The sequence below is a fragment of the Streptomyces acidicola genome, from assembly GCF_009377235.1.
In the GTDB taxonomy this organism is placed as follows: domain Bacteria; phylum Actinomycetota; class Actinomycetes; order Streptomycetales; family Streptomycetaceae; genus Streptomyces; species Streptomyces acidicola.
The window spans coordinates 17,404-39,256 of record NZ_VMNX01000037.1 but is presented as its reverse complement, the minus strand read 5'-3'; the positions used below and the strand labels follow the sequence as shown (position 1 = coordinate 39,256).

The following is a 21,853-nucleotide window of genomic DNA, read 5'->3' as shown; positions in this document are numbered from 1 at the left end:
CTTGCCCCCTACCTCCGGGTACGCTCAACCCGATATGAGCACCGAGAACCTCCCCCAGAGCCCTGGCCAGCCGCCTCGCAAGCCGCGTGTGGCCGTCGTCTTCGGCGGCCGCAGCTCCGAGCACGGGATCTCCATGGTCACCGCCGGCGCCGTCCTCAGCGCCATCGACCGGACGAAGTACGACGTCCTGCCGATCGGCATCACCCGGGACGGCCGCTGGGTGCTCACGGCGGACGAGCCGGAACGCATGGCGATCATCGACCGGCGCCCGCCGGAGGTCGAGCAGCTCGCCGAGTCCGCCGAGGGCGGTGTGATCCTCCCCGTCGACCCGGCCAACCGCGAAGTCGTCTACAGCGAGCCCGGATCGGTCCCCAAGGCGCTGGGTGAGGTCGACGTCGTCTTCCCCGTGCTGCACGGCCCGTACGGCGAGGACGGCACCCTCCAGGGCCTGCTGGAGCTCTCCGGGGTCCCGTACGTCGGCTCGGGCGTCCTCGCCTCGGCCGTCGGCCAGGACAAGGAGTACATGAAGCGGGTGTTCACCTCCTTCGGACTCAAGGTCGGCCCGTACGTGGTGATCCGGCCGCGTGAGTGGGAGCGCGACGAGTCCGCCGCCCGCAAGAAGATCATCGACTTCGCGGGCGAGCACGGCTGGCCGCTGTTCGTGAAGCCCGCGCGCGCGGGGTCCTCGATCGGCATCACCAAGGTCGACGAGCTGTCCGGCCTGGACGAGGCGATCGCGGTGGCCCAGCAGCACGACCCGAAGATCCTCGTCGAGGCGGCGCTGCGCGGCCGTGAGATCGAGTGCGGGGTCCTGGAGTTCGAGGACGGCCCGCGCGCGTCGGTGCCCGCCGAGATCCCGCCGCCCGAGGCCCACGCGTACTACGACTTCGAGGCCAAGTACATCGACTCTACCCCCGGCATCGTGCCCGCCCCACTCACCGACGAGCAGACCGCCGAGGTCCGGCGTCTCGCCGTGGACGCCTTCGAGGCCGTCTCCTGCGAGGGCCTGGTCCGTGCGGACTTCTTCCTCACCGAGGACGGTGAGTTCGTGATCAACGAGATCAACACGCTGCCCGGTTTCACACCGATCTCCATGTACCCGCAAATGTGGCAGGCGAGCGGGATCGGCTACCCGGAGCTGGTGGACCGGCTGGTGCAGGCGGCGTTGCGGAGGTCCACCGGACTACGGTGAGTCGCGCCCGGAAGGGCCGCGGGGCTGTGACATTGTGCGGCTCCGCCGCGATGGGGGTCCCCCCGCTCATGGGGGTCCCCCCGCTCGAGCGAAGTCGAGAGTGGGGGAGAAGCCGAGAGTGGGGGAGCGACCAGCCACATCGGACCCGCAGTTGACCGACGGCCCGTTCCACAACGGCGCCGCAACGCCCCTCGCAGCGGAGCGCTCAGTCGGCGATGCCTTCCGGTATCGCCTTCTTGACCGCCCCGGCCAGGTCGATGAGCGCACCCGAGCCGTCGCGCCCCTTCGCCACGGTGACCTCCACGTACGCGGTGCGGTTCGCGCAGGTGAAGCGGTACGAGTCGTCGTCCCGCTTCTCCATCAGCCAGTCCACACCGTTCACGCCCCCGGCCACCGCGTCCGGGTCGCTGCCCTTCGCCACCTTGGGGTCGGTCATCTTCGGGGGCCGCTCGACACCGCAGCGCAGTATGATCGCCGAGCCTCCCCAGCCCGCGGTCAGCGCTGACCGGGGCTCGGGATCCTCGCGGTTGAGACCGTCCACCTTGTCCGGCAGCGCCTCGTCCAGGTTCCGGCACAGCCCGGCGACCTTCGGGTCCGGGCTGGGAACCGCAGCCGAGTCGCCGGCGTCGCTGGAGGAACAGCCCGCGGTGACGATCAGCAGGGCCAGGACGGGCAGCCCGACAAGGATGCGGTGCCGGGGACGGAAGGTGTTCACCGGCCAAAGGGTAGACGGGGGCTACAGGTGCACGACCGGGCAGGTCAGGGTGCGGGTGAGGCCGTCCACTTGCTGGACTTTGGCGACCACCATGCGGCCGAGATCATCGACCGTGTCGGCCTGTGCGCGAACGATCACGTCATACGGTCCTGTCACGTCCTCGGCCTGGATGACCCCAGGAATCTTGCTGATCGTCTCGGCGACGGTCGACGCCTTGCCGACCTCCGTCTGGATCAGGATGTACGCCTGTACCACGGAACCTCCAGGGCGGCCACGAGGATCATGTGGGGAAAAGGAACGCCACGGTATCGCGTCACCGCTCAACTCGGGGAGACCCGCGGGCCCTGTGGCGCGCACTACGGGGCGCACGCGCGACACTGGTTGACGGTTGGCTCGACCGTACCGATCGACGATCGACTTGACGGTCGAATCGACCGTACCGAGGACCACGACCGCCCGCGACCGGGCAAGGGCCGGAGAACGGGCCAGAGAAGGGGACGTACGACGATGCTGTGCCATTCCGGGGACCGCTGTACCCAATTGCGGCGGCGCCGCGGGCCGGACCTCGGGCCGATGAGCGGGTCGGCTGGAGCGACGATCGTTGAAAGGGCCAGGTGAGAGTCCGGTGAAGGGGACCGTGGGCGAGCTCGGGGAGTTCGGGCTCATCAAGGAGCTCACCTCGCGGCTCACCACCACCCCGGCGGTCCGGGTCGGCCCCGGCGACGACGCCGCGGTGGTGGCTGCACCCGACCGGAGGGTCGTGGCGAGCACCGACATCCTCCTGGAAGGGCGGCACTTCCGCCGTGACTGGTCCACGGCGTACGACGTCGGACGCAAGGCGGCGGCCCAGAACCTCGCCGACATCGCGGCTATGGGCGCCGTGCCGACCGCGCTGCTGCTCGGGCTGGTCGTACCCGCCGAGCTCCCGGCGACCTGGCCGTCCGAGCTGATGGACGGGCTGCGTGACGAGTGCCAGGTCGCGGGCGCGGCCGTGGTCGGCGGTGACGTCGTACGCGGTGACACGATCATGGTGTCGATCACCGCGCTCGGCGATCTGCGCAACCACGAACCCGTGACCCGGGCCGGCGCACAGCCGGGGGACGTGGTGGCCGTGACCGGCTGGCTCGGCTGGTCCGCCGCCGGGCACGCGGTGCTGTCGCGCGGGTTCCGCTCGCCGCGGGCCTTCGTGGAGGCCCACCGGCGCCCGGAGCCGCCGTACCACGCGGGGCCCGCGGCGGCCGGGCTGGGCGCGACCGCGATGTGCGACGTGAGTGACGGACTGATCGCCGATCTGGGCCACATCGCGGAGGCGAGCAAGGTCAGGATCGACGTCCGCTCGGGCGCGATCGACATTCCCACCCAGATGAACGACATCGGTCAGGCCGTCGGTGTCGACCCCATGCAGTGGGTGCTGACCGGGGGAGAGGACCACGCGATCGTGGCGACCTTCCCACCGGACGTGAAGCTGCCCGCCCGCTGGAAGGTGATCGGCGAGGTGCTGAACCCCTCGGCGCTGCCCCAGGTGACCGTCGACGGGGCGCCGTGGACGAGCAAGGGCGGCTGGGACCACTTCGGGACCCTGGAGTCATGATCACCGCCGCCGCAGCGAGTGGGCCGGCCCGTGCCCTGCCGCGCGTGCTGACGGTCGCGGGCTCGGACTCCGGCGGCGGGGCAGGGATCCAGGCCGACCTGAAGACGATGATGGCCCTGGGCGCGCATGGCATGAGCGTGATCACGGCCGTCACGGCCCAGAACTCCCTCGGCGTGCAGGGCGCCTGGGAACTGCCCGTGGAGGCGGTACGGGCGCAGTACCGCAGCGTCGTCGACGACATCGGCGTACAGGCGGTCAAGACGGGCATGCTGGCCTCGGCCGGACTCGTCGAGGCGGTGGCCGAGTTGATCGGCGGTACGGACGTGCCGTCGGTCGTCGACCCGGTGGGGGTGTCGAAGCACGGGGACCCACTGCTGGCGGCCTCCGCGCTGGACTCGGTGCGCACGAAGCTGCTGCCGGTCGCGACGGTGGCGACGCCGAACCTGGACGAGGTCGCCCAACTCACGGGCATCCGCGTCGAGTCGGAGGACGGCCTCAGGCGGGCCGCGGCGGCCGTCCTGGCGTACGGCCCGGCATGGGTGCTGATCAAGGGCGGCCACCTGCCCACGGACGCCGGGCGGGCCGGCGGTCACCAGGCGGTGGACCTGCTGACCGACGGCTCCGAGGAGCACTGGCTGCGCGCCCCCCGGCACGACAACCGGCACACCCACGGCACGGGGTGCACGCTGGCGTCGGCGATCGCCTGCGGGCTGGCGAAGGGGGAGACCGTGCCGGACGCGGTGGCGGCGGCCAAGGAGTACGTGACCGGGGCGATCGCCGCCGGGTTCGCGCTCGGGCGCGGGATCGGGCCGGTGGATCACGGATGGCGGTTCAGGCCCGAGGCGTAAGCAGGGGATGGGCAGGGTGCAGGCACACCGATACCGCCGACACCTGGGCTTCAGGGACAGCAAAAAGCCGGTCCACACTCCGGTGGACCGGCTCTGTGCAGCGAACCAGCAGTGGCCGCGCGCATGGGGCCCCCTGCTCCGGCGAAGCCGAGAGCCGGGGGGATGTACGTCAGCGCGAGACCTTGCCGGCCTTGATGCACGAGGTGCAAGCGTTCACGCGCTTCGGCGTCCCGCCGACCACGGTACGCACACGCTGGATGTTCGGGTTCCAGCGACGGGGCGTACGGCGGTGAGAGTGCGAGATGTTGTTGCCGAAGCCCGGCCCCTTGCCGCAGACGTCGCAGTTGGCAGCCACGGGTCACTCCAAAGACTTCAGATGCACTTACGGTTGATCCCGGCATGCCGGGATCAAGATCTGCGATCGATCAAGATCCACGATCGGAGATCCGAGTGGCGTTGCCAGGGGAAGGCCCGATCTGGATCGGGCAACCGGAGCAGCATACAACGACTGCTCCCGTGGACCGAAATTACCATGGTTGATGCGAGGCCCGTTCCCGGCCCTCCTCCTGCTCACACGGCCCTTGGGTCTACGCTGCGTCCCACGTCCAGCAGCTCGTCGAGGAGGCGCAGGTGCCGCAGGTGCCGCAGACATTGGATGCTCTCGCGGTGCGTGCCTGGTGCGGGCTCGCGCTGGAGGCGCTGGGGCGGGCCCGCGAGGAGATCGACGCGATCAACGTCTATCCGGTGGCCGACGGCGATACCGGGACGAACCTGTACCTGACCGTGGAGTCGGCCGTGGCGGCGGTCGAGGCGGTGTTCGCGGGGCACGAGGCGGCAGGCCGCGGGGCGGGGGACAGGGCGCTGAAACCCGCGCTCGCCGAGGTCGTCCGGGCCATGGCGCACGGCGCGCTGATCGGGGCGCGGGGAAACTCGGGGACGATCCTCGCGCAGCTGCTGCGGGGCATGGCACAGGTACTGGCCTCCGACCGTGAGGCCGCACACACCGACGGTCCGGCCCTGCGGGTCGCGCTGCGGCACGCGGCCGACTCCGCGCGCGAGGCGGTCGCGCACCCCGTCGAGGGCACGGTCCTCTCGGTCGCCGACGCGGCGGCCGACGCCGCGACCGGGGCCGAGGGCGACTGCGGGTCGGTCGCCCGGGCGGCGTACGAGGGAGCGCGGGCGGCCCTCGCGGCGACCCCGGGGCAGCTGGCCGTCCTGGAGCGTGCGGGGGTCGTGGACGCGGGCGGGCGTGGGCTGGTGACGGTCCTGGCGGCGCTGGTGCAGACGCTGACGGGGGAGGCGCCGAGGCACGGAACCGTGCCGCTGACGGCTCCGGCACCGGTACAGGCCGCGGGGACGGAGGTCCCGGAGCCGGAGGCCGTGCACGCGCGGGCACCCGGCGACGCGTGTGAGGTAGGCGGGCCCGCCTACGAGGTGATCTACCTGCTGGAGGCGGACGACGCGGCCGTGGCACGGCTCAAGGAGCGGCTCGACGCGCTGGGGGAGTCGCTCGTCGTGGTCGGCGGGGACGGGCTGTGGAACGTCCACGTCCACGTCGACGACGCCGGTGCCGCCGTGGAGGCTGGTGTCGAGGCCGGGCGGCCGTACCGGATCAGGATCACGCACTTCGGGGCCGGGGACGCGCACATGGCGGGCGCCGGGCGTCCGCCGCGCGAGCGGGCCCCGCGCGCGGTGGTGGCGGTGGTGCCGGGGGAGGGGCTGGCCGGGCTGTACGCCGAGGCCGGCGCGACGACGGTGGTGGCCCGCCCCGGGGAGCCTCCCGCCAGCGGGGAGCTGGTGGAGGCCGTACGGCGTGCCCACGCGCGCGAGGTGGTGTTGTTGCCGAACGACGCGGAGCTGCGGCACACGGCCGCCGCGGCGGCCGAGCAGGCGCGCGCGGAGGGCGTCCGTGTGGCTTTGATCCCCACCCGATCCGCGGTCCAGGGCATCGCCGCGCTCGCCGTCCACGAGCCGGACCGCCGCTTCGACGAGGACGTCGTCTCCATGACGTCCGCGGCGGGTGCCACCCGCTACGCCGAGGTCGTCATCGCCGAGCGCGAGTCCTGGACGATGGCCGGCATCTGCCAGGCCGGCGACGTCCTCGGCCTCATAGACGGCGACGTGGCCGTCATCGGCTCCGATGTCACGGCGACCGCGGAGTCGGTCCTCAACCGCATGCTGGCCGCCGGCGGGGAGATGGTCACGCTGGTCCTGGGCGACGAGGCCCCGGCGACGATCGTGGACCACCTGGAGTCCCGGGTACGCGAGTCGTACCTGGCGGTGGACACGGTGGTGTACCGGGGCGGGCGGCAGGGGGCGCTGCTGCTGATCGGCGTGGAGTAGCGCCCCCGCCACCCCTACCCGGCGGGGTGGTTCATCGGCCTGACGGCCTCGTCAGTTCTCACCCCGCGCCTCCATCAGCTCCAGCATCCGACCGGCCTCCGCACGACGCGCCTGAGCCGTATCGCCCGACACCCCCTCGTACGCCGCCAAGACGCCCCGCGCCCGCACCACCGCATCCCCCGGCCGCTGAAGATCCGCCTCCAGCCAGCCGACCGCCAGCTCGGCACCGGTACGCGCGTCGAGGCCGGCCTCACCGAGCGCACCGTACGCGTCGATCGCCCGCGCCAGATGCCCCAGCGCCTCCTCGAACGCCGGCCGGCGCACGTCGGCGTCCGCGTCCTCCGCCACCGAACGGGCCACCAGCTCCCCGAACTGCCGGCAGGTCTGCCCGAGTTCGGCGAGCATCTGCTGGTGCGCCTCCCGATCGTCGTCGGAGCCAGCGGAGCCAGCGGAGCCGTTGAGGTCGTCGGAGTCGCCGATGGGCCCGGCACCCAGCACCGTCTCGCACTCCGCGACCGCCTCCGCCATCAACGCCCGCGCCCGGTCGAGCCCTTCCTCGCCACGTTCGCGCACCACGAGCCAGGCCCGCGCGCGCAGGGCACGGACCAGACCATGGCCGTTGCCGAGATCACGCCACAGGTCCCCGGCACGCGCGTACGCCTGCTCGGCCTCCGCCGGCAACCCCGCGTGCCCCAGCGCCTCCGCGGCGAGGTGCGCGAGCATGGCGTGGTCGCGCTGCTCGGGCCAGTGCCGGGCGATCTCGGCGGCCTGCAACCAGTGCTCGGCGGCCTCCCGGTGCTCCCCGAGCTCGGTGAGACAGTCGCCGAGCCACCACCGCGTCTGCACGATCGCCCCGTCGCCGTGGGCCTCGGCAGCGAGGTCAGGGAGTGCCGACTCCAGCACCTCGGCGGCCTCGGCACACCGCTCCTGCCGCAGCAGGAAACCACCGAGCTGATGCCGCGCCCACGCGCCGAGAGTCCGCGCCTCGCCGGCCTCGTCGGCCCAGTGCGCCGCCTCCAGCGCGTGCTCGGCCGCAGGCTCGAACTGTCCGGCCTCACCGAGCACTTCGGCCAGCTGGAGGTGCAGCTGGGCGTGCCCTATCGGCTCCAGGTAGGGCGCTCCGTGCTCCAGCGCCGCGCGGGCCGCCCGCTCGGCCCCCTCCAGGTCCCCGAGGTGCCGTGCGGCCCTGGTGAGCCGTGCCTCCTGCTCCACCGCGAACCACGGCAGTCCGGCCGCCACGTACGCCGCGGCGGACCGGGCGAGCAGTTCCGCCGCGGTCTCGGCGTCCCCGCCGCGCGCGGCCAGCTCCCCGAGCATGCCCAGGGCCTCCGCGGCCCGCGAGGCCAGGCGCACGTCCGCGGTGTGCGGCTCGGTGAGGGCCAGCAGCTCCCGTACGGCTTCCTCGGCGACCGCCATGGCGTCCGCGGCACCTTCGCCCTGGGCCTCGTCCAGCCGGTGCATCAGGATGCGTGCGCGTCCCACCAGCACGGACGCCGTCTGCCGCACCCCGGTGCCGCCCTCCGCGAAGAGCGCGAGGATCTTCTCGTACGGCTCGGAGATCAGCGCCAGCGCGGCGTTCGGCTGCCCCGTGAAGGCGTGGACGGACGCCCTGCGCGCATGGGCCGCCAGCGCCTCCCCCTGGTCGCCCGCCTCCTCGTACAGCTCGGCCGCGCGCACGAAGAGGTCCAGTCCCTCGGGGCCGAGACCGATCGCCTGGTGGTCGATGATCTCCGCCCGGTCGTACGGGTCCAGCACCGCGTCCTCGGCATCGGCCGCCCGCGCCACAGCGGCCCACGCCTCGACGGCGTCGGGGTGCACGGTCTCGGCGAGCCGCCGTGCCTCGGCGAGGAGGGCGGGCAGGTCCGGGGGCGTGTCCGGTGCGGCGGGCTCCACGGGAGCCTGCGGCCGGGGCGACGGCACCGGCATCTGCCGCCTCGCGCGCACTCCCAACGGCAGCCGCTCCACCAGCGGCCGCTGGTCCATGCGCTCCTCGGTGCGCGCGCTCACGTACGGCGTGCCGTTGCGCTCGTCGAAGCGGGCGGCCAGCGAAAGGGCCTCCCCGCGCGTGTGGGCGGCCAGTTCCCGCGCCGTCCAGGCACGGCCGGCGGGGCCGGGGACCGTTTGATCGCCCAACCCACGCTCCACGAGGCGGTCCATCAGGAGGGCCACGACCGCCGTGAAGTCCAGCTTGCTGCGCGGGTCCCCGTCATCCGTGAAGTACGCGGAGCGCTCGGCCAGCAACTCCAGGCCGCGCGCCTCGTTGCCGGACAGGGCGCAGAACTCCACATGGTCCGCGTAGGCGCCCCGCATGCTCTCCATGGCCCGTACGAGCCGGAAACCGCGCAGATGGTGGGCGCGGGCCTCGTCGAGGCGGCCCAGGCGCAGCAGCGGCAGAAGGGAGGCCGCGAGGACCGTGTGCGGCTCGTGGGCGCACGTGTACTCGCCCTCCAGGACCGGCGCCCACAGCTCCAGGGCCCGGTCGTCGTCGTTCCGCAGCGCCTGCCACCAGCCCTGCCCGTGCAGCTCGCAGGCGTGGCAGTCGGCCATGCTGTCCCGGTCGGCGGCCAGCCACGCCCCGTACGCCCGCTCGGCCCGCTCCAGATCGCCGACGTGCGCGGCCACGCTGAACTCGGCGCTGCGCACGGCCCGTTCGGAGTGCCCGGCGAGGCGGTAGCGGCGCTCCATCTCGCCGAGCCACTTCTCGATGGAGGCGAGCGGGATGTGCGGCTGGTTCAGCATGCCGGCCGACATCCACTTGAAGACCCAGTGCAGGGAGTGGGTCTCGTACTCGTCGAAGTCCTCCGGGCGCTCGTCCCACATGCGCAGCAGACGCGCGAACGGGACGAACATCTTGTCCTTCTCGGAGCTGTAGTTGTAGACCTTCAGCTGGTGTCCGAGCGCCTCGATCACGGCGAGCGGGATGGTCAGCTTCTCGGCCTGTACGAGCAGGTGCTCCGCGCGCGCGTTGCGGGCGGGGCCCTCCGGCTCGTCGTAGTTCTCCGCCATCGCGTGGCGCAGCTCGTCGAAGGAAGTGATCTCGGTGAACTCGCTGAACCGGCTCATCGGCGGCCCTCCTCCCCGGACTCGCTGTGGGTGGCCCACTCCAGGAGCCCGATGAACGCACGGTTCAGGAGCGCGGAGTCCGCGGGCCTGAGCGGGCGCTGCGCCATCAGCAGGGCCTGCCCGTAGAGGGACTCCGTGGCGGTGCCGATCAGCTCCGGGTCGTTCAGCGAACTGACCTTACGGATCAGCGGGTTGAGGTGGTTGAGCACCAGCCGCGCGCGCGGGGCGCTGCTCCGCAGGGAGCCGAGGATGCCCGCCCACAGGTCGTCGGCCTGCTCCTCGGCCTCGGCGCGTGCCTGCTCGTGCCGGGACGCCCGGTCGTCCAGGTGCAGCGCGGGCACGGAGAGCGGATGGAAGGCCCGGAGCACGACATCGCACCCCAGGGGGTCGAGCCTGCCCCGCGCGGCGGACAGGAAGCCCGACAGGGCCAGCTCCTCGGCCGGGTCCACGGCGTCCAGGTGTGCGGTCACCGTGTCGGCGTCCAGCTCGGCGACCACCGTCCCCGGGCGCACCGACGGCAGCGCCTCCACCAGCTCGCTGTCGTACGTGTAGCCGCCGTTGACGACCCCGACGCCCTGCGCCGAGGCGATCGGCGCGACCTGCCGGTACTCCTCGACCGTCCGCGTGAAGTGCACCACCGGGTGCCGCTGCGCGAACTCCTCCAGGGACAGCCGCCCGTCCGTCGTCTCGAACGGCAGCCACGGCAGCATCGTGCGCAGCATCTCCTTGTCGTGCCGCGCCAGGGACTTCACGCCCAGGTAGTGCACCGACAGGAAGGCCGCCAGCCGCTCCGGATCACCCGCGGCGAGCCCGGTCAGCCAGGCACGGATCGTCGTCCCCAGGGCCTCCCGCACGCCCGCGAGGGTCTCGTCCTCGTACAGCGACTCGCGCGACGCCGTGGGCCGCAGGCTGTCCGTGTCGAGGACGCAGCGCACGAAGAACGCCCAGTCGGGCAGCAGCTGTTCGGCCCGCTCGGTGAGCAGCATGCCCTTCAGGTGCACACGGTGGCTCGCACGCTGGGCGGGGCTCACCGCGGACGGCAGCACGTACGCCACGCCCCGGATCCCGGCCAGCGGCACGTCCAGCTCGATCGAGTCCAGCGGCGTGAACCCGAACAGCTCGTGGCAGTGCCGCGCCAGGGCCACCCTTCGGGTGCCGGGCGACGGGTACGCGCGGTCCCAGGGCGCCGGCAGGTCGGTGACCGCCTCGTCGCCCACGCGCACGTCGTAGGGCAGCAGCGACCCGAAGTCCCGTGCCAGGGACAGGACCCGCTCGTGGCTCAGCCAGTCGGCCGCGCCGGGCCGCGCCACCAGGTGCACCGTCGTGCCCGGCTCGGTGCGGGCGTCCTGCGGCAGTGTGCGCACGGTGTACGAGCCGTCGTCGGTCGCCGTCCACTCCACGGGCGCCGCGTCGGGCGTACGGGCGCTGCGGCTGACGACCCGGATGCGCTCCGCGACGACGAAACAGGCCAGCAGTCCGATGCCGAACTGGCCCAGGAAGTCGGAGCGCGCCGCCTGAAGGCCGTCGGCCCGCTTGGAGCTGCGGCCGATCGTCGCCAGGAGGTTGTGGACGTCGGACTCGGTGAGGCCCACACCGGAGTCCTCCACGCGCAGGGAGCCGCCGTCGGTGGACAGCCGTACCCGGGCGGGTGCGTCGGGCTGCTCGGCCCGCCGGGCGGTGATGGCGTCCACGGCGTTCTGCAGCAGCTCGCGAAGGTAGACCCTCGGACTGGAGTAGAGGTGATGGGAGAGCAGGTCCACCAGACCACGCAGGTCGACCTGGAACGTATGAGGTGAGTGAGGTGACTGAGGTGCCTGGGATGACTGTGAGGTCTGGGAATCCATCGTCACAGCGCCGCGGGTGGGGGATGTTCGACGGCGCGGGGTCGGGCGGTCCCGGTGGGGCGGTGACCGCGGAGGGAGGCCGGAAGTGGGACATCCTAGGGCGCGAACTACCCGCCTGACCAGCGGATTTCCAAGACGTATACGGCATTGTCAGTGTCGTGGTGTGCAATGGATCTCGTGCCCGCACTGCAAGAACCCCTGGACCAGCCGTTGAGGTCGGTGCTCGGCCCCGCCACCGCGAAGGTGATGGCCGAGCACCTCGGCCTGCACACCGTCGGAGACCTGCTCCACCACTATCCCCGCAGGTACGAGGAGCGCGGGCAGCTCACCCACCTCGCCGACCTGCCCATGGACGAGCACGTCACGGTGGTCGCGCAGGTCGCCGACGCCCGCCTGCACACGTTCGCCTCGGCGAAGGCCCCGCGCGGCAAGGGCCAGCGCCTCGAAGTGACGATCACGGACGGCAGTGGCCGTCTCCAACTCGTGTTCTTCGGCAACGGCGTGCACAAGCCCCACAAGGAGCTCCTCCCCGGCACCCGCGCCCTGTTCGCCGGCAAGGTCTCGGTCTTCAACCGCCGCCTGCAGCTGGCCCACCCGGCGTACGAGCTGCTGCGCGGTGACACCCCGGACGCGGCGGAGGCCATCGACAGCTGGGCGGGCGCGCTCATCCCGATCTACCCGGCCACCGCCAAGCTGGAGTCCTGGAAGATCGCCAAGGCCGTCCAGACGGTCCTGCCGAATGCAGGAGAGGCCGTCGACCCGCTGCCGGAGTCGTTGAGGGAGGGACGAGGGCTCGCCTCCCTCCCCGAAGCCCTCCTGAAGATCCACCGGCCGCACACCAAGGCGGACTTCCACGCCGCCCGCGACCGCCTCAAGTGGGACGAGGCCTTCGTCCTCCAGGTCGCCCTCGCCCGCCGCCGCCACGCCGACGCCCAACTCCCGGCCGTGGCCCGCACGCCCAAGCCGGACGGCCTCCTCACCGCCTTCGACGCCCGCCTCCCCTTCACCCTCACCGACGGCCAGCGGAAGGTCTCCGGGGAGGTCTTCGACGACCTCGCCACCGAGCACCCGATGCACCGGCTGCTGCAGGGGGAGGTGGGATCGGGAAAGACGTTGGTGGCCCTCCGCGCCATGCTCGCCGTCGTCGACACGGGCGGCCAGGCTGCCATGCTCGCGCCCACCGAAGTGCTCGCCCAGCAGCACCACCGGTCGGTCACGGAGATGATGGGAGAGCTGGCCGAGGGCGGAATGCTGGGCGGTGCCGAGCACGCCACCAAGGTCGTCCTGCTCACCGGTTCCATGGGCGCCGCGGCCCGCCGCCAGGCGTTGCTCGACCTCGCCACGGGGGAGGCGGGGATCGTCATCGGCACGCACGCGCTGATCGAGGACAAGGTGCAGTTCCACGACCTCGGGCTGGTCGTCGTCGACGAGCAGCACCGGTTCGGGGTGGAGCAGCGCGACGCCCTGCGCGGCAAGGGCAAACAGCCGCCGCACCTGCTCGTCATGACCGCCACCCCCATCCCGCGCACGGTCGCCATGACCGTCTTCGGCGACCTGGAGACCTCCGTCCTCGACCAGCTCCCGGCCGGACGCTCCCCGATCGCCAGCCATGTCGTACCGGCCGCCGACAAACCGCACTTCCTCGCCCGCGCGTGGGAGCGGGTGCGGGAAGAAGTGGGCAACGGACACCAGGCGTACGTCGTCTGCCCCCGCATCGGCGACGAGGAGGACGACGGCAAGAAGGGCAGCGCCAAGAAGTCCCCCGAGGACGAGGCCGAGAAGCGCCCGCCCCTCGCGGTCCTGGACATTGCCGACCAGCTCGCCGCAGGCCCTCTCCAGGGGCTGAGGGTCGAGGTCCTGCACGGACGTATGCAGCCCGACGACAAGGACGCCGTGATGCGGCGCTTCGCGGCGGGCGAGACCGACGTCCTGGTGGCGACCACCGTGATCGAGGTCGGCGTGAACGTCCCGAACGCCACCGCGATGGTGATCATGGACGCCGACCGGTTCGGCGTCTCCCAGCTCCACCAGCTGCGCGGCCGTGTCGGCCGTGGCTCGGCCCCCGGCCTCTGCCTCCTGGTCACCGAGATGCCCGAGGCCAGCGCCGCGCGCCAGCGCCTGAACGCCGTGGCAACCACCCTGGACGGCTTCGAGCTCTCCCGCATCGACCTCGAACAGCGCCGCGAGGGCGATGTCCTCGGCCAGGCCCAGTCCGGCGCCCGCACCTCGCTGCGCATGCTCGCCGTCATCGAGGACGAGGAGATCATCGCGGAGGCCCGGGAGGAGGCCGTGGCGGTCGTCGCCGCGGACCCGGACCTGGAGCACCTTCCCGGGCTGCGCACGGCGCTCGACGCGCTCCTGGACGAGGAGAGGGAGCAGTACCTGGACAAGGGCTGAGGACAGCGCCCCGATGAGGGCGCGGGGCTGTGCGATATGCGGCTTCGCCGCGCGGGCGTGAGCAACCACCGCGAGGAACCTCAAGGAACCCGCAGTAACAAACCCGCAGTCGCCAACGAGCCCGCAGTCGCCAACGAGCCCGCAGTCGCCGACGAGCCCGCAGTCGCCGGCGAACCCGCCGTCGCCCGCGACACAAGGCACCCCCGCCACCCGGCCTGCCAAACTGGACCGTAACCATCCCCACACACAAGGACCCGAGATGACCCGCGTGATCGCTGGCGCAGCCGGCGGACGCCGCCTGGCCGTCCCGCAGGGAACCGGCACCCGTCCCACCTCCGACCGCGCGCGCGAAGGACTCTTCTCCACCTGGCAGGCCCTGCTCGGTGGCCCACTCGACGGCGAGCGCGTCCTCGACCTGTACGCCGGCTCCGGCGCCGTGGGCCTGGAGGCGCTCAGCCGGGGCGCGGGCCACGCCCTGCTCGTCGAGGCCGACGCCCGCGCCGTCCGCACGGTCCGCGGGAACGTGAAGGCACTTGGCCTCCCCGGCGCCGAGGTCAGAGCGGGCAAAGCGGAGCAGATCGTCCACACTCCGGCGCCGCCGACGCCGTACGACATCGTCTTCCTCGACCCCCCGTACGCGGTCACGGACGACGATCTTCGCGAGATTCTGCTCACACTCCGCACCGGGGGCTGGCTCGTTGCCGAGGCCCTCGTCACCGTGGAGCGCAGCACCAGAGGCGGTGAATTCCTCTGGCCCGACGGCTTCGAGGCGATCCGGGCCCGTCGCTACGGCGAAGGAACGCTTTGGTACGGTCGCGCCGCCTCCATGTGCGAAGACGCACGATGACCGGATCAGAGAGCGAGGGACCCAAGTTGCGCCGCGCCGTCTGTCCCGGGTCGTTCGACCCCATCACCAACGGACACCTCGACATCATCGCCCGCGCCTCCAAGCTGTACGACGTCGTACACGTCGCCGTGATGATCAACAAGTCCAAGCAGGGCCTGTTCACCGTCGACGAGCGGATCGACCTGATCCGCCAAGTCACCGCCGAGTACGGAAACGTCGAGGTCGAGGCCTTCCACGGCCTCCTCGTCGACTTCTGCAAGGAGCGCGACATCCCCGCCATCGTCAAGGGGCTGCGCGCGGTCAGCGACTTCGACTACGAGTTGCAGATGGCCCAGATGAACAACGGCCTCTCGGGCGTGGAGACCCTCTTCGTGCCCACCAACCCCACCTACAGCTTCCTGTCGTCCTCCCTGGTCAAGGAGGTCGCTGCCTGGGGCGGCGACGTCTCGCACCTGGTGCCGCCGGTGGTCCTGGAGGCACTGCACAAGCGCCTCGGGAAGGACTGAGCGCAGGACGGAGCACCGTCCGTGGCGGACGCCTCGGCCCTGCGTGACCTGACAACCCGTCACCCGGTGTCGGGTGGTGCGCGAGTGGCCGTACAGTCGAACCGTCCGTCTCCAACAACGCTGTAGAGAGTGGCGAGCACACGGTGGACGTGCAGAAGAAGCTCGACGAGATCGTCGCCGCGGTCTCCAGTGCCAGGGCCATGCCCATGTCGGCCTCGTGCGTGGTCAATCGCGCCGACCTGCTCTCGATGCTCGACGAGCTGCGCGAGGCCCTGCCCGGCTCCCTCGCCCAGGCCCAGGAACTGATCGGCGACCGTGAGCAGATGGTCGAGCGGGCCCGGCAGGAGGCCGAGCGGATCATCGAGACCGCGCACGCCGAGCGCGGCACCCTGATCTCCGACACCGAGGTCGCCCGCCGCTCCCAGAACGAGGGCGACCGCATCCTCGCCGAGGCCCGCCAGGAGGCCGAGGAGGTCCGTGCGGAGGCCGACGACTACGTCGACTCCAAGCTCGCCAACTTCGAGGTCGTCCTCACCAAGACCCTCGGCTCCGTCGGCCGCGGCCGTGAGAAGCTCCTCGGCACCGGCCCCGGCACCGATGAGAACGGCTACCAGGACGAGGACGCCCCCGAGCGCAGCCACGACCCCGAGACCCTGCGCAAGGACGCGGACGCGTACGTGGACGCCAAACTGGGGGCCTTCGAGGCGGTCCTCGCCAAGACCCTGGAGGCCGTCGGCCGCGGCCGCGAGAAGCTGCACGGCCGCATCGCCAGCGACGACCTCGGCGCCCTCGCCCTGAACGACGACGGCACTCCGGTGCAGCACACCAGCGACGCCGACTACCTCGCCGACCTGGCCGCGCCGGCGGGCACCGCGGAGCCCGCTGCCCGGACCCCCGAGATCCCGGCCCAGCCCCAGTACGCCCAGCAGGACGCCTACGGGTACCAGCAGCAGGACCAGTACGGCTACCAGCAGCAGTACGCCCAGCAGGCCGATCCGTACGGCTACCAGCAGGCCGATCCGTACGCCGCCTACTCGCCCCAGCCCGGGTACGACCCGTCCCAGGGCCAGCAGGCACATCAGCACCAAGGGCACCAAGGGCATCAGGACCAACAGGGATACACCCAGGCCCAGCCGAACACTCTCGACGAGACAAGTCTCTTCGACACCACCATGATCAGCGCGGAGCAGCTGCGCCGCTACGAGCAGGGTCGCTGAGAGCGGATTGGGCCCTGAGCGAAAGGTCCAGTATCCTGGCTCTTCGGTCGCGCCTACGTCCGCGATCAGACCTGCCCGGAACACCGCAGGGCAGCGTCTCCCCCGAGTTTCGAAGACCGAAAGCAGAAATGGCCCTGAACGCCCGCCTCGACCACCGCAACCCCTTCGTGTTCGACACGCACGAGCTGGGGCGTCGGCCGGGTGCGCTGCAGCGCCTGACCCGCACGGTCGACGCTCCCAAGGACTTCGGTATCCAGGGGGTCATCGGAGTGCCGGAAGGCGCCCCGGTGGAACTCGAACTCCGCCTGGAGTCGGTCATGGAAGGGGTGCTCGTCACGGGCACCGCCGGTGCACAGGCCAAGGGGGAGTGCGTAAGGTGTCTGGAGCCGCTGGAGCTGACGCTCGAAGCGGAATTCCAGGAGATGTTCTCGTACCCCGACGCCGATGAGCGGGGCCGCGTGATCGCGGAGCCCGACACCGACGCCGAGGACGACGAGGACAGGCTCTTCATCGAGGACGGCCTGTTCGACCTCGAACCCGTGCTGCGTGACGCGGTGGTGCTTGCCCTGCCGATGCAGCCGGTGTGCCAGGACGACTGCCCCGGCCTGTGCTCCGAGTGCGGAGCCAGGCTCGCGGACGACCCGGACCACCACCACGACGCCGTCGACATCCGTTGGGCGGCACTGCAGGGACTCGCCGGCACCATGAAGGACGGCGAGAAGGACGAGATGAGCGGCGGCGCGCCTCGATCAGCACGCGCCGACGAGAAGCAGGAGAAGTAGCCGTGGCTGTTCCGAAGCGGAAGATGTCGCGCAGCAACACGCGCCACCGCCGGTCGCAGTGGAAGGCTGCGGTCCCCACCCTGGTTGCGTGCGAGCGCTGCCACGAGCCCAAGCAGCAGCACATCGCGTGCCCGTCATGCGGCACCTACAACAAGCGCCAGGTCCTCGAAGTCTGAACGGCCGGTGAGAGGTCTGATGTCTGACGCCAAGGCGGATTCGAACGCCAGGAAGAAGACGGACAACACAGCCTCGTCCCACACGCTTCTGGAAGGGCGGCTCGGTTACAAGCTCGAGTCCGCCCTTCTGGTGCGTGCGCTGACCCACCGTTCCTACGCGTACGAGAACGGCGGTCTGCCCACCAACGAGCGCCTGGAGTTCCTCGGGGACTCCGTGCTCGGCCTGGTGGTCACGGACACGCTGTACCGCACCCACCCCGACCTGCCCGAGGGCCAGCTGGCCAAGCTGCGGGCCGCGGTGGTCAACTCGCGTGCGCTGGCGGAGGTGGGCCGCGGCCTCGACCTCGGCTCCTTCATCCGGCTCGGCCGGGGTGAAGAGGGCACGGGCGGCCGGGACAAGGCGTCCATCCTCGCCGACACCCTCGAAGCGGTGATCGGCGCGGTGTACCTCGACCAGGGGCTCGACTCGGCGGCGGAGCTGGTGCACCGCCTGTTCGACCCGTTGATCGAGAAGTCCTCGAATCTCGGAGCCGGCCTGGACTGGAAGACCAGTCTCCAGGAGCTCACCGCGACCGAGGGGCTCGGTGTGCCCGAGTACCTGGTCACGGAGACCGGCCCCGACCATGAGAAGACTTTTACTGCTGCCGCCCGCGTCGGAGGCGTCTCGTACGGCACCGGCACCGGCCGCAGCAAGAAGGAAGCGGAGCAGCAGGCGGCGGAGTCCGCCTGGCGTGCGATCCGCTCCGCGGCGGACGAGCGAGCCAAGGCGGCCCAGGAGGCCGCAGAGCGCGACGGGGAGCATCCCGACGCCGAGTCCGCCTGAATGTTTGCTCCCGAGCGCCCGTCCCTCCCCGGGGGCGGGCGCTCGGCCCGTACGGGGAAAGGCCCGTAGGGGAGATACGGGGGAGTCCCATGCCCGAGTTGCCCGAGGTCGAGGTCGTACGGCGCGGACTGGACCGCTGGGTGGCCCACCGCACCGTGGCCGACGTCGAGGTCCTGCACCCGCGTGCGATACGCCGCCACCTCGCCGGGCCCGAGGACTTCGCCCAGCGCCTGGGGGGCCACCGGATGGGCGATCCCGGCCGCCGCGGCAAGTACCTGTGGCTGCCGGTCGAGGACACCGGTGCGGCCGTCCTCGCGCACCTCGGCATGAGCGGCCAGCTCCTCGTCCAGCCGCACGAGGCGCCCGATGAGAAGCACCTCCGTATCCGCGTGCGCTTCACGGACGCCCTCGACACGGAACTCCGTTTCGTCGACCAACGCACCTTCGGCGGCCTCTCGTTGCACGACACCACGCCCGACGGGCTGCCGGACGTCATCGAGCACATCGCACGCGACCCCCTCGACCCGCTCTTCGACGACGAGGCGTTCCACCAGGCACTGCGCCGCAAGCGCACGACCATCAAACGGGCCCTGCTCGACCAGTCGTTGATCAGTGGCGTCGGCAACATCTACGCGGACGAGGCGCTGTGGCGCGCACGGATCCACTACGAGCGCCCCACGGTGGGGTTCACGCGCCCGCGCACCTTCGAACTCCTGGGCCACGTCCGGGACGTGATGAACGCGGCCCTCGCCGTGGGCGGCACCAGCTTCGACAGCCTGTATGTCAACGTCAACGGAGAGTCGGGCTACTTCGACCGCTCACTCGACGCGTACGGGCGTGAGGGCCTGCCGTGCCGGCGCTGTGCCACACCGATGCGGCGGCGCGCCTGGATGAACCGCTCCAGCTACTTCTGCCCGCGCTGTCAGCGGGCGCCGCGGACCTCGTCGTAACGCTCCCGCGCCCGCAGCACGTCCTCCATGCGGCCCTCCACACAGTGGATGAGGGCCAGCAGACGCTCGGAGACCTCATGGCCCAGGGGAGTGAGCGTGTAGTCGACGCGCGGCGGATTGGTGGGCTGTGCCTCGCGGTGGACCAGCCCGTCGCGCTCCAGGGCGTGCAGGGTCTGCGAGAGCATCTTCTCGCTGACCCCGTCGACCCGGCGCCGCAGCTCGTTGAACCGGAGCGAGCCCTCGTGCAGCGCCCCCAGCGTCAGCGCACCCCAGCGCCCCGTCACATGCTCCAGGGTTCCCCTGGAGGGACAGTTCTTCGCGAATACGTCGAAGGGCAGCGCGTCGAGTTCCATACGCCGAGAGTACGGCGAGACAGCGCTAACCACCAGGTTGCACTAACTTCCGGTTAGCGCTGTGGGGGCCGGGAGCCGGGAGCCGGGAGCCGGGAGCCGGGTGAAACTCCTAGTACCCGAAGTCCTGAGTCCACCAGGGACCGCCGGACCCCAGTTGCACACCCACACCCAGCGTCTTGAAGTCACAGTTCAGGATGTTCGCCCGGTGACCGGGGCTGTTCATCCACGCCTCCATGACGGCCGCAGCGGTCGCCTGCCCGCGGGCTATGTTCTCCCCGCCCAGGTCGGTGATCCCCAGAGCCGCCGCCCGGTCCCAGGGGCTCTCCCCGTCGGGGTCGGTGTGCTCGAAGAAGCCGCGCTTGGCCATGTCCTGGCTGAACGCCGAGGCCAGGTCCGACAGCGCGCTGTTCGCGGCAACCGGGCTGCACCCGGCCTTCTGCCGTTCCTCGTTGACCAGCCGGAGCACCTCCGCCTCGGCCTTGGTCTCCGCGGAGACCTTCACCGGGGCCTGCTTCTCGGGCTTTTCCGTGGCCTTGCCGGCGGGCTTCTTGGTCTTCTCCGGCTTTTCCGGCTTGGGCGCCTTGGAGGAGGGCTTCTTGGAGGGCGTCTTCGGCTGCGTGGCCGTGTCCGACGGGGGTGCGGAGGGCGAGGCCGCCTCACGCTGGGAGTCGCGGCTCGTGGATTCCTCGGCACGGTTCGCGGGGCCGTCCGTACCGCCCTGCTGGGTCTCGAAGCTCGTCGGCGTTCCCGCCGGAGTGACGGTGTCGGCGCTGCCGCCGCCGCTGACGGCGTACTTGTCGCCGCCCGGCAGTACCCCGGCGGCCACCGCCGCGGTGCCGATGGCGACGGCCGCGGACACGCCCAGAAGGCCGGTCTTCACCGGTGTCACGGCGCTCTTCTGCTTGCGGTGCGAACGTCGTCCGTGCGGCGTCTCGGTCTCAAGGACGGCGGCGAAGCCGTACAGGTTCTCAGGTCCGTAGCGCTCGGTGATCGCGTCCTCTGTGTGCGTAACCCCCGTGGCGCGGCCCCTGGCGGCGCGGCCGGCGGCGGAGCGTCGGTGGCGTCCCATGTCCTGGCCTTCCTCGACCTTGCGGTCACTCTCTTCACTGAACTCACACGAACGAGTGAGTTTCATATGAGATTCGTTGGACCGGGACGCTACAGCATGGTGCCGGGGGACGGTGAGACCTGAGAGACATTGGCCCGTTAGCGTGCGGGCATGAGCGAGGATGTACGGCTGGTCGCCTGGGTGCGCGGACACGTCCAAGGTGTGGGTTTCCGCTGGTTCACCCGGGCCAAGGCCCTGGAGATCGGCGGCCTGAGTGGTTTTGCTCTCAATCTGGCGGACGGGCGGGTCCAAGTGGTCGCTGAGGGTCCGCACGAGGGCTGCCAAGGGCTGCTGGAGTGGCTTCAGGGCAACGACACGCCCGGGCGTGTGGACGGTGTGACAGAGATCTGGGACACACCTCGCGGGGGGTACGACGGCTTTGAGGTCCGGTGACCCGGAGGCGTGGAACCGGCCGTCCGAAGCGGCCGGAAAATGCCGTTGGCACCCGCCCGAAGGGGAAATCACCAGGTGGTTGCCAAGAACCGCTTGCCGTGGCAGGCTCCGCGGTGAAGGATGATCTCCTTGCCGCCCGAGGTCCCGCAGGAGCCGCAGCGCCGCCCGTCCGGGCCGCGCGCCCCCGGGTCACCCGCCGATGCGGGGCGTGATCGTGTTGACCGTCAAACTTTTTGGTGAGACGCTGAAAGCCCCGCGCACCTTAGCTGTTTGGCATGGATGAACGGCAGCAAAACTCCACAGTGCCAAGCACTCCGGGTGCGATTCCCTCACGACCCACACCGCTTCGGTCGGTCACTCAGTGTGGAGGACCATCCATCATGGCAAAGGCGCTTCTCGGTTACGTCGGCGGCTCCGACCCGCGACTCCTCGCCGAGATGCGACGGCTCCAGCAGCGTGTCCAGGACCTGGAATCCGAGCTCGTACGAATCCAGGCGGAGAACGACGCGCTGACGGCTGCCGCTTCTCACGACTCGCTTATCGAGAGCATCGACGCACACCAGGCGGAGCCTGCGCTCACCTGATCACTGCATCGCCGGGCGTCAGCAGTGGTTGGGCGGCTCGTATCAACCGCTAAGTTGTCAGATCTGCAAGGGGCGCCCTCTCGGCGTCCCTTCCTTCTTGCCCCCGGGGCCCCTCCTCCTC

At 71.2% G+C, this 21,853-nt stretch carries 21 protein-coding genes; 14 read left to right on the top strand and 7 right to left on the bottom strand.

The genetic code is table 11. The features are described from left to right. Positions 1-34 precede the first annotated feature (34 nt). Complete coding sequence (locus FPZ41_RS13160; protein WP_152862244.1) at positions 35-1,192, top strand: D-alanine--D-alanine ligase family protein; 1,158 nt, start codon at positions 35-37, stop codon at positions 1,190-1,192. Between the two features lie 205 nt (positions 1,193-1,397). Here FPZ41_RS13160 and FPZ41_RS13150 read toward each other — a convergent pair whose 3' ends face one another. Both FPZ41_RS13150 and FPZ41_RS13145 read right to left on the bottom strand, forming a co-directional pair. Next, the gene (locus tag FPZ41_RS13150; RefSeq protein WP_322620175.1) at positions 1,398-1,907 is read right to left on the bottom strand and encodes a DUF3515 domain-containing protein; all 510 of its coding nucleotides are present in this window, start codon (positions 1,905-1,907) and stop codon (positions 1,398-1,400) included. Between the two features lie 21 nt (positions 1,908-1,928). Further along, a complete protein-coding gene (locus FPZ41_RS13145; protein WP_131558369.1) occupies positions 1,929-2,162 on the bottom strand; it encodes an Lrp/AsnC family transcriptional regulator in 234 nt (77 codons plus the stop codon). 370 nt (positions 2,163-2,532) lie between these two features. Between FPZ41_RS13145 and FPZ41_RS13140 the strand changes: the two genes are divergently transcribed. Further along, positions 2,533-3,498, top strand: a complete 966-nt coding sequence (locus FPZ41_RS13140) for a thiamine-phosphate kinase (protein ID WP_322620174.1) — start codon at positions 2,533-2,535, stop codon at positions 3,496-3,498. Beyond that, entirely contained in the window at positions 3,495-4,346 is an 852-nt protein-coding gene (gene thiD / locus FPZ41_RS13135; RefSeq protein WP_152862240.1) for a bifunctional hydroxymethylpyrimidine kinase/phosphomethylpyrimidine kinase, read from the top strand. The genes FPZ41_RS13140 and thiD overlap by 4 nt, the downstream gene beginning before the upstream one ends. A gap of 169 nt (positions 4,347-4,515) precedes the next feature. On the opposite strand, the gene rpmB is transcribed toward thiD, so the two are convergent. Then, positions 4,516-4,701 carry a 50S ribosomal protein L28 gene (gene rpmB, locus FPZ41_RS13130; RefSeq protein ID WP_004924906.1) on the bottom strand — a complete coding sequence of 62 codons (186 nt, stop codon included), beginning with the start codon at positions 4,699-4,701 and terminating at the stop codon, positions 4,516-4,518. 275 nt (positions 4,702-4,976) lie between these two features. Here rpmB and FPZ41_RS13125 point away from each other — a divergent pair, with 275 nt between their 5' ends. After that, positions 4,977-6,689: a DAK2 domain-containing protein gene (locus FPZ41_RS13125; protein ID WP_322620173.1), complete on the top strand. Its 1,713-nt coding sequence runs from the start codon at positions 4,977-4,979 to the stop codon at positions 6,687-6,689. 51 nt (positions 6,690-6,740) lie between these two features. Here FPZ41_RS13125 and FPZ41_RS13120 read toward each other — a convergent pair whose 3' ends face one another. Continuing rightward, positions 6,741-9,752 (bottom strand): tetratricopeptide repeat protein, encoded by a 3,012-nt coding sequence (locus FPZ41_RS13120; protein WP_152862238.1) that lies wholly within the window; start codon positions 9,750-9,752, stop codon positions 6,741-6,743. After that, positions 9,749-11,596: an HSP90 family protein gene (locus FPZ41_RS13115; RefSeq protein WP_152862236.1), complete on the bottom strand. Its 1,848-nt coding sequence runs from the start codon at positions 11,594-11,596 to the stop codon at positions 9,749-9,751. The genes FPZ41_RS13120 and FPZ41_RS13115 overlap by 4 nt, the downstream gene beginning before the upstream one ends. A 168-nt stretch (positions 11,597-11,764) precedes the next feature. On the opposite strand from FPZ41_RS13115, the gene recG reads away from it, so the two are divergent. The 8 genes from recG to mutM all read left to right on the top strand — a co-directional run bounded on the left by recG (position 11,765) and on the right by mutM (position 19,294). Then, positions 11,765-13,993, top strand: coding sequence for an ATP-dependent DNA helicase RecG (gene recG, locus FPZ41_RS13110; protein WP_152862233.1), 2,229 nt, complete (start codon positions 11,765-11,767; stop codon positions 13,991-13,993). Between the two features lie 223 nt (positions 13,994-14,216). Then, entirely contained in the window at positions 14,217-14,840 is a 624-nt protein-coding gene (gene rsmD / locus FPZ41_RS13105; protein ID WP_228022705.1) for a 16S rRNA (guanine(966)-N(2))-methyltransferase RsmD, read from the top strand. A gap of 26 nt (positions 14,841-14,866) precedes the next feature. Then, entirely contained in the window at positions 14,867-15,346 is a 480-nt protein-coding gene (coaD, locus tag FPZ41_RS13100; protein WP_309505229.1) for a pantetheine-phosphate adenylyltransferase, read from the top strand. A gap of 143 nt (positions 15,347-15,489) precedes the next feature. After that, on the top strand, positions 15,490-16,563 hold the full coding sequence (locus FPZ41_RS13095; protein WP_322620172.1) for an ATP synthase F0 subunit B: 1,074 nt from the start codon (positions 15,490-15,492) through the stop codon (positions 16,561-16,563). 128 nt (positions 16,564-16,691) lie between these two features. Then, positions 16,692-17,345, top strand: a complete 654-nt coding sequence (locus FPZ41_RS13090) for a YceD family protein (RefSeq protein WP_131558387.1) — start codon at positions 16,692-16,694, stop codon at positions 17,343-17,345. 2 nt (positions 17,346-17,347) lie between these two features. Further along, complete coding sequence (rpmF, locus tag FPZ41_RS13085; RefSeq protein WP_003951102.1) at positions 17,348-17,521, top strand: 50S ribosomal protein L32; 174 nt, start codon at positions 17,348-17,350, stop codon at positions 17,519-17,521. A 19-nt stretch (positions 17,522-17,540) separates the two neighbouring features. Further along, positions 17,541-18,344, top strand: a complete 804-nt coding sequence (gene rnc / locus FPZ41_RS13080; protein WP_131558389.1) for a ribonuclease III — start codon at positions 17,541-17,543, stop codon at positions 18,342-18,344. Positions 18,345-18,433: 89 nt separating this feature from the next. Beyond that, positions 18,434-19,294 (top strand): bifunctional DNA-formamidopyrimidine glycosylase/DNA-(apurinic or apyrimidinic site) lyase, encoded by an 861-nt coding sequence (mutM, locus tag FPZ41_RS13075; RefSeq protein ID WP_152862231.1) that lies wholly within the window; start codon positions 18,434-18,436, stop codon positions 19,292-19,294. On the opposite strand, the gene FPZ41_RS13070 is transcribed toward mutM, so the two are convergent. Both FPZ41_RS13070 and FPZ41_RS13065 read right to left on the bottom strand, forming a co-directional pair. Further along, positions 19,267-19,647: a winged helix-turn-helix transcriptional regulator gene (locus FPZ41_RS13070; RefSeq protein ID WP_152862229.1), complete on the bottom strand. Its 381-nt coding sequence runs from the start codon at positions 19,645-19,647 to the stop codon at positions 19,267-19,269. The two genes, mutM and FPZ41_RS13070, sit on opposite strands and share 28 nt — an antisense overlap. Before the next feature lie 109 nt (positions 19,648-19,756). Further along, positions 19,757-20,716: a CAP domain-containing protein gene (locus FPZ41_RS13065; RefSeq protein WP_152862226.1), complete on the bottom strand. Its 960-nt coding sequence runs from the start codon at positions 20,714-20,716 to the stop codon at positions 19,757-19,759. 150 nt (positions 20,717-20,866) lie between these two features. Here FPZ41_RS13065 and FPZ41_RS13060 point away from each other — a divergent pair, with 150 nt between their 5' ends. Beyond that, entirely contained in the window at positions 20,867-21,148 is a 282-nt protein-coding gene (locus tag FPZ41_RS13060) for an acylphosphatase (protein ID WP_152862224.1), read from the top strand. A 380-nt stretch (positions 21,149-21,528) separates the two neighbouring features. After that, positions 21,529-21,732: a hypothetical protein gene (locus tag FPZ41_RS13055; RefSeq protein ID WP_131558399.1), complete on the top strand. Its 204-nt coding sequence runs from the start codon at positions 21,529-21,531 to the stop codon at positions 21,730-21,732. The last annotated feature ends 121 nt before the right edge of the window (positions 21,733-21,853 follow it).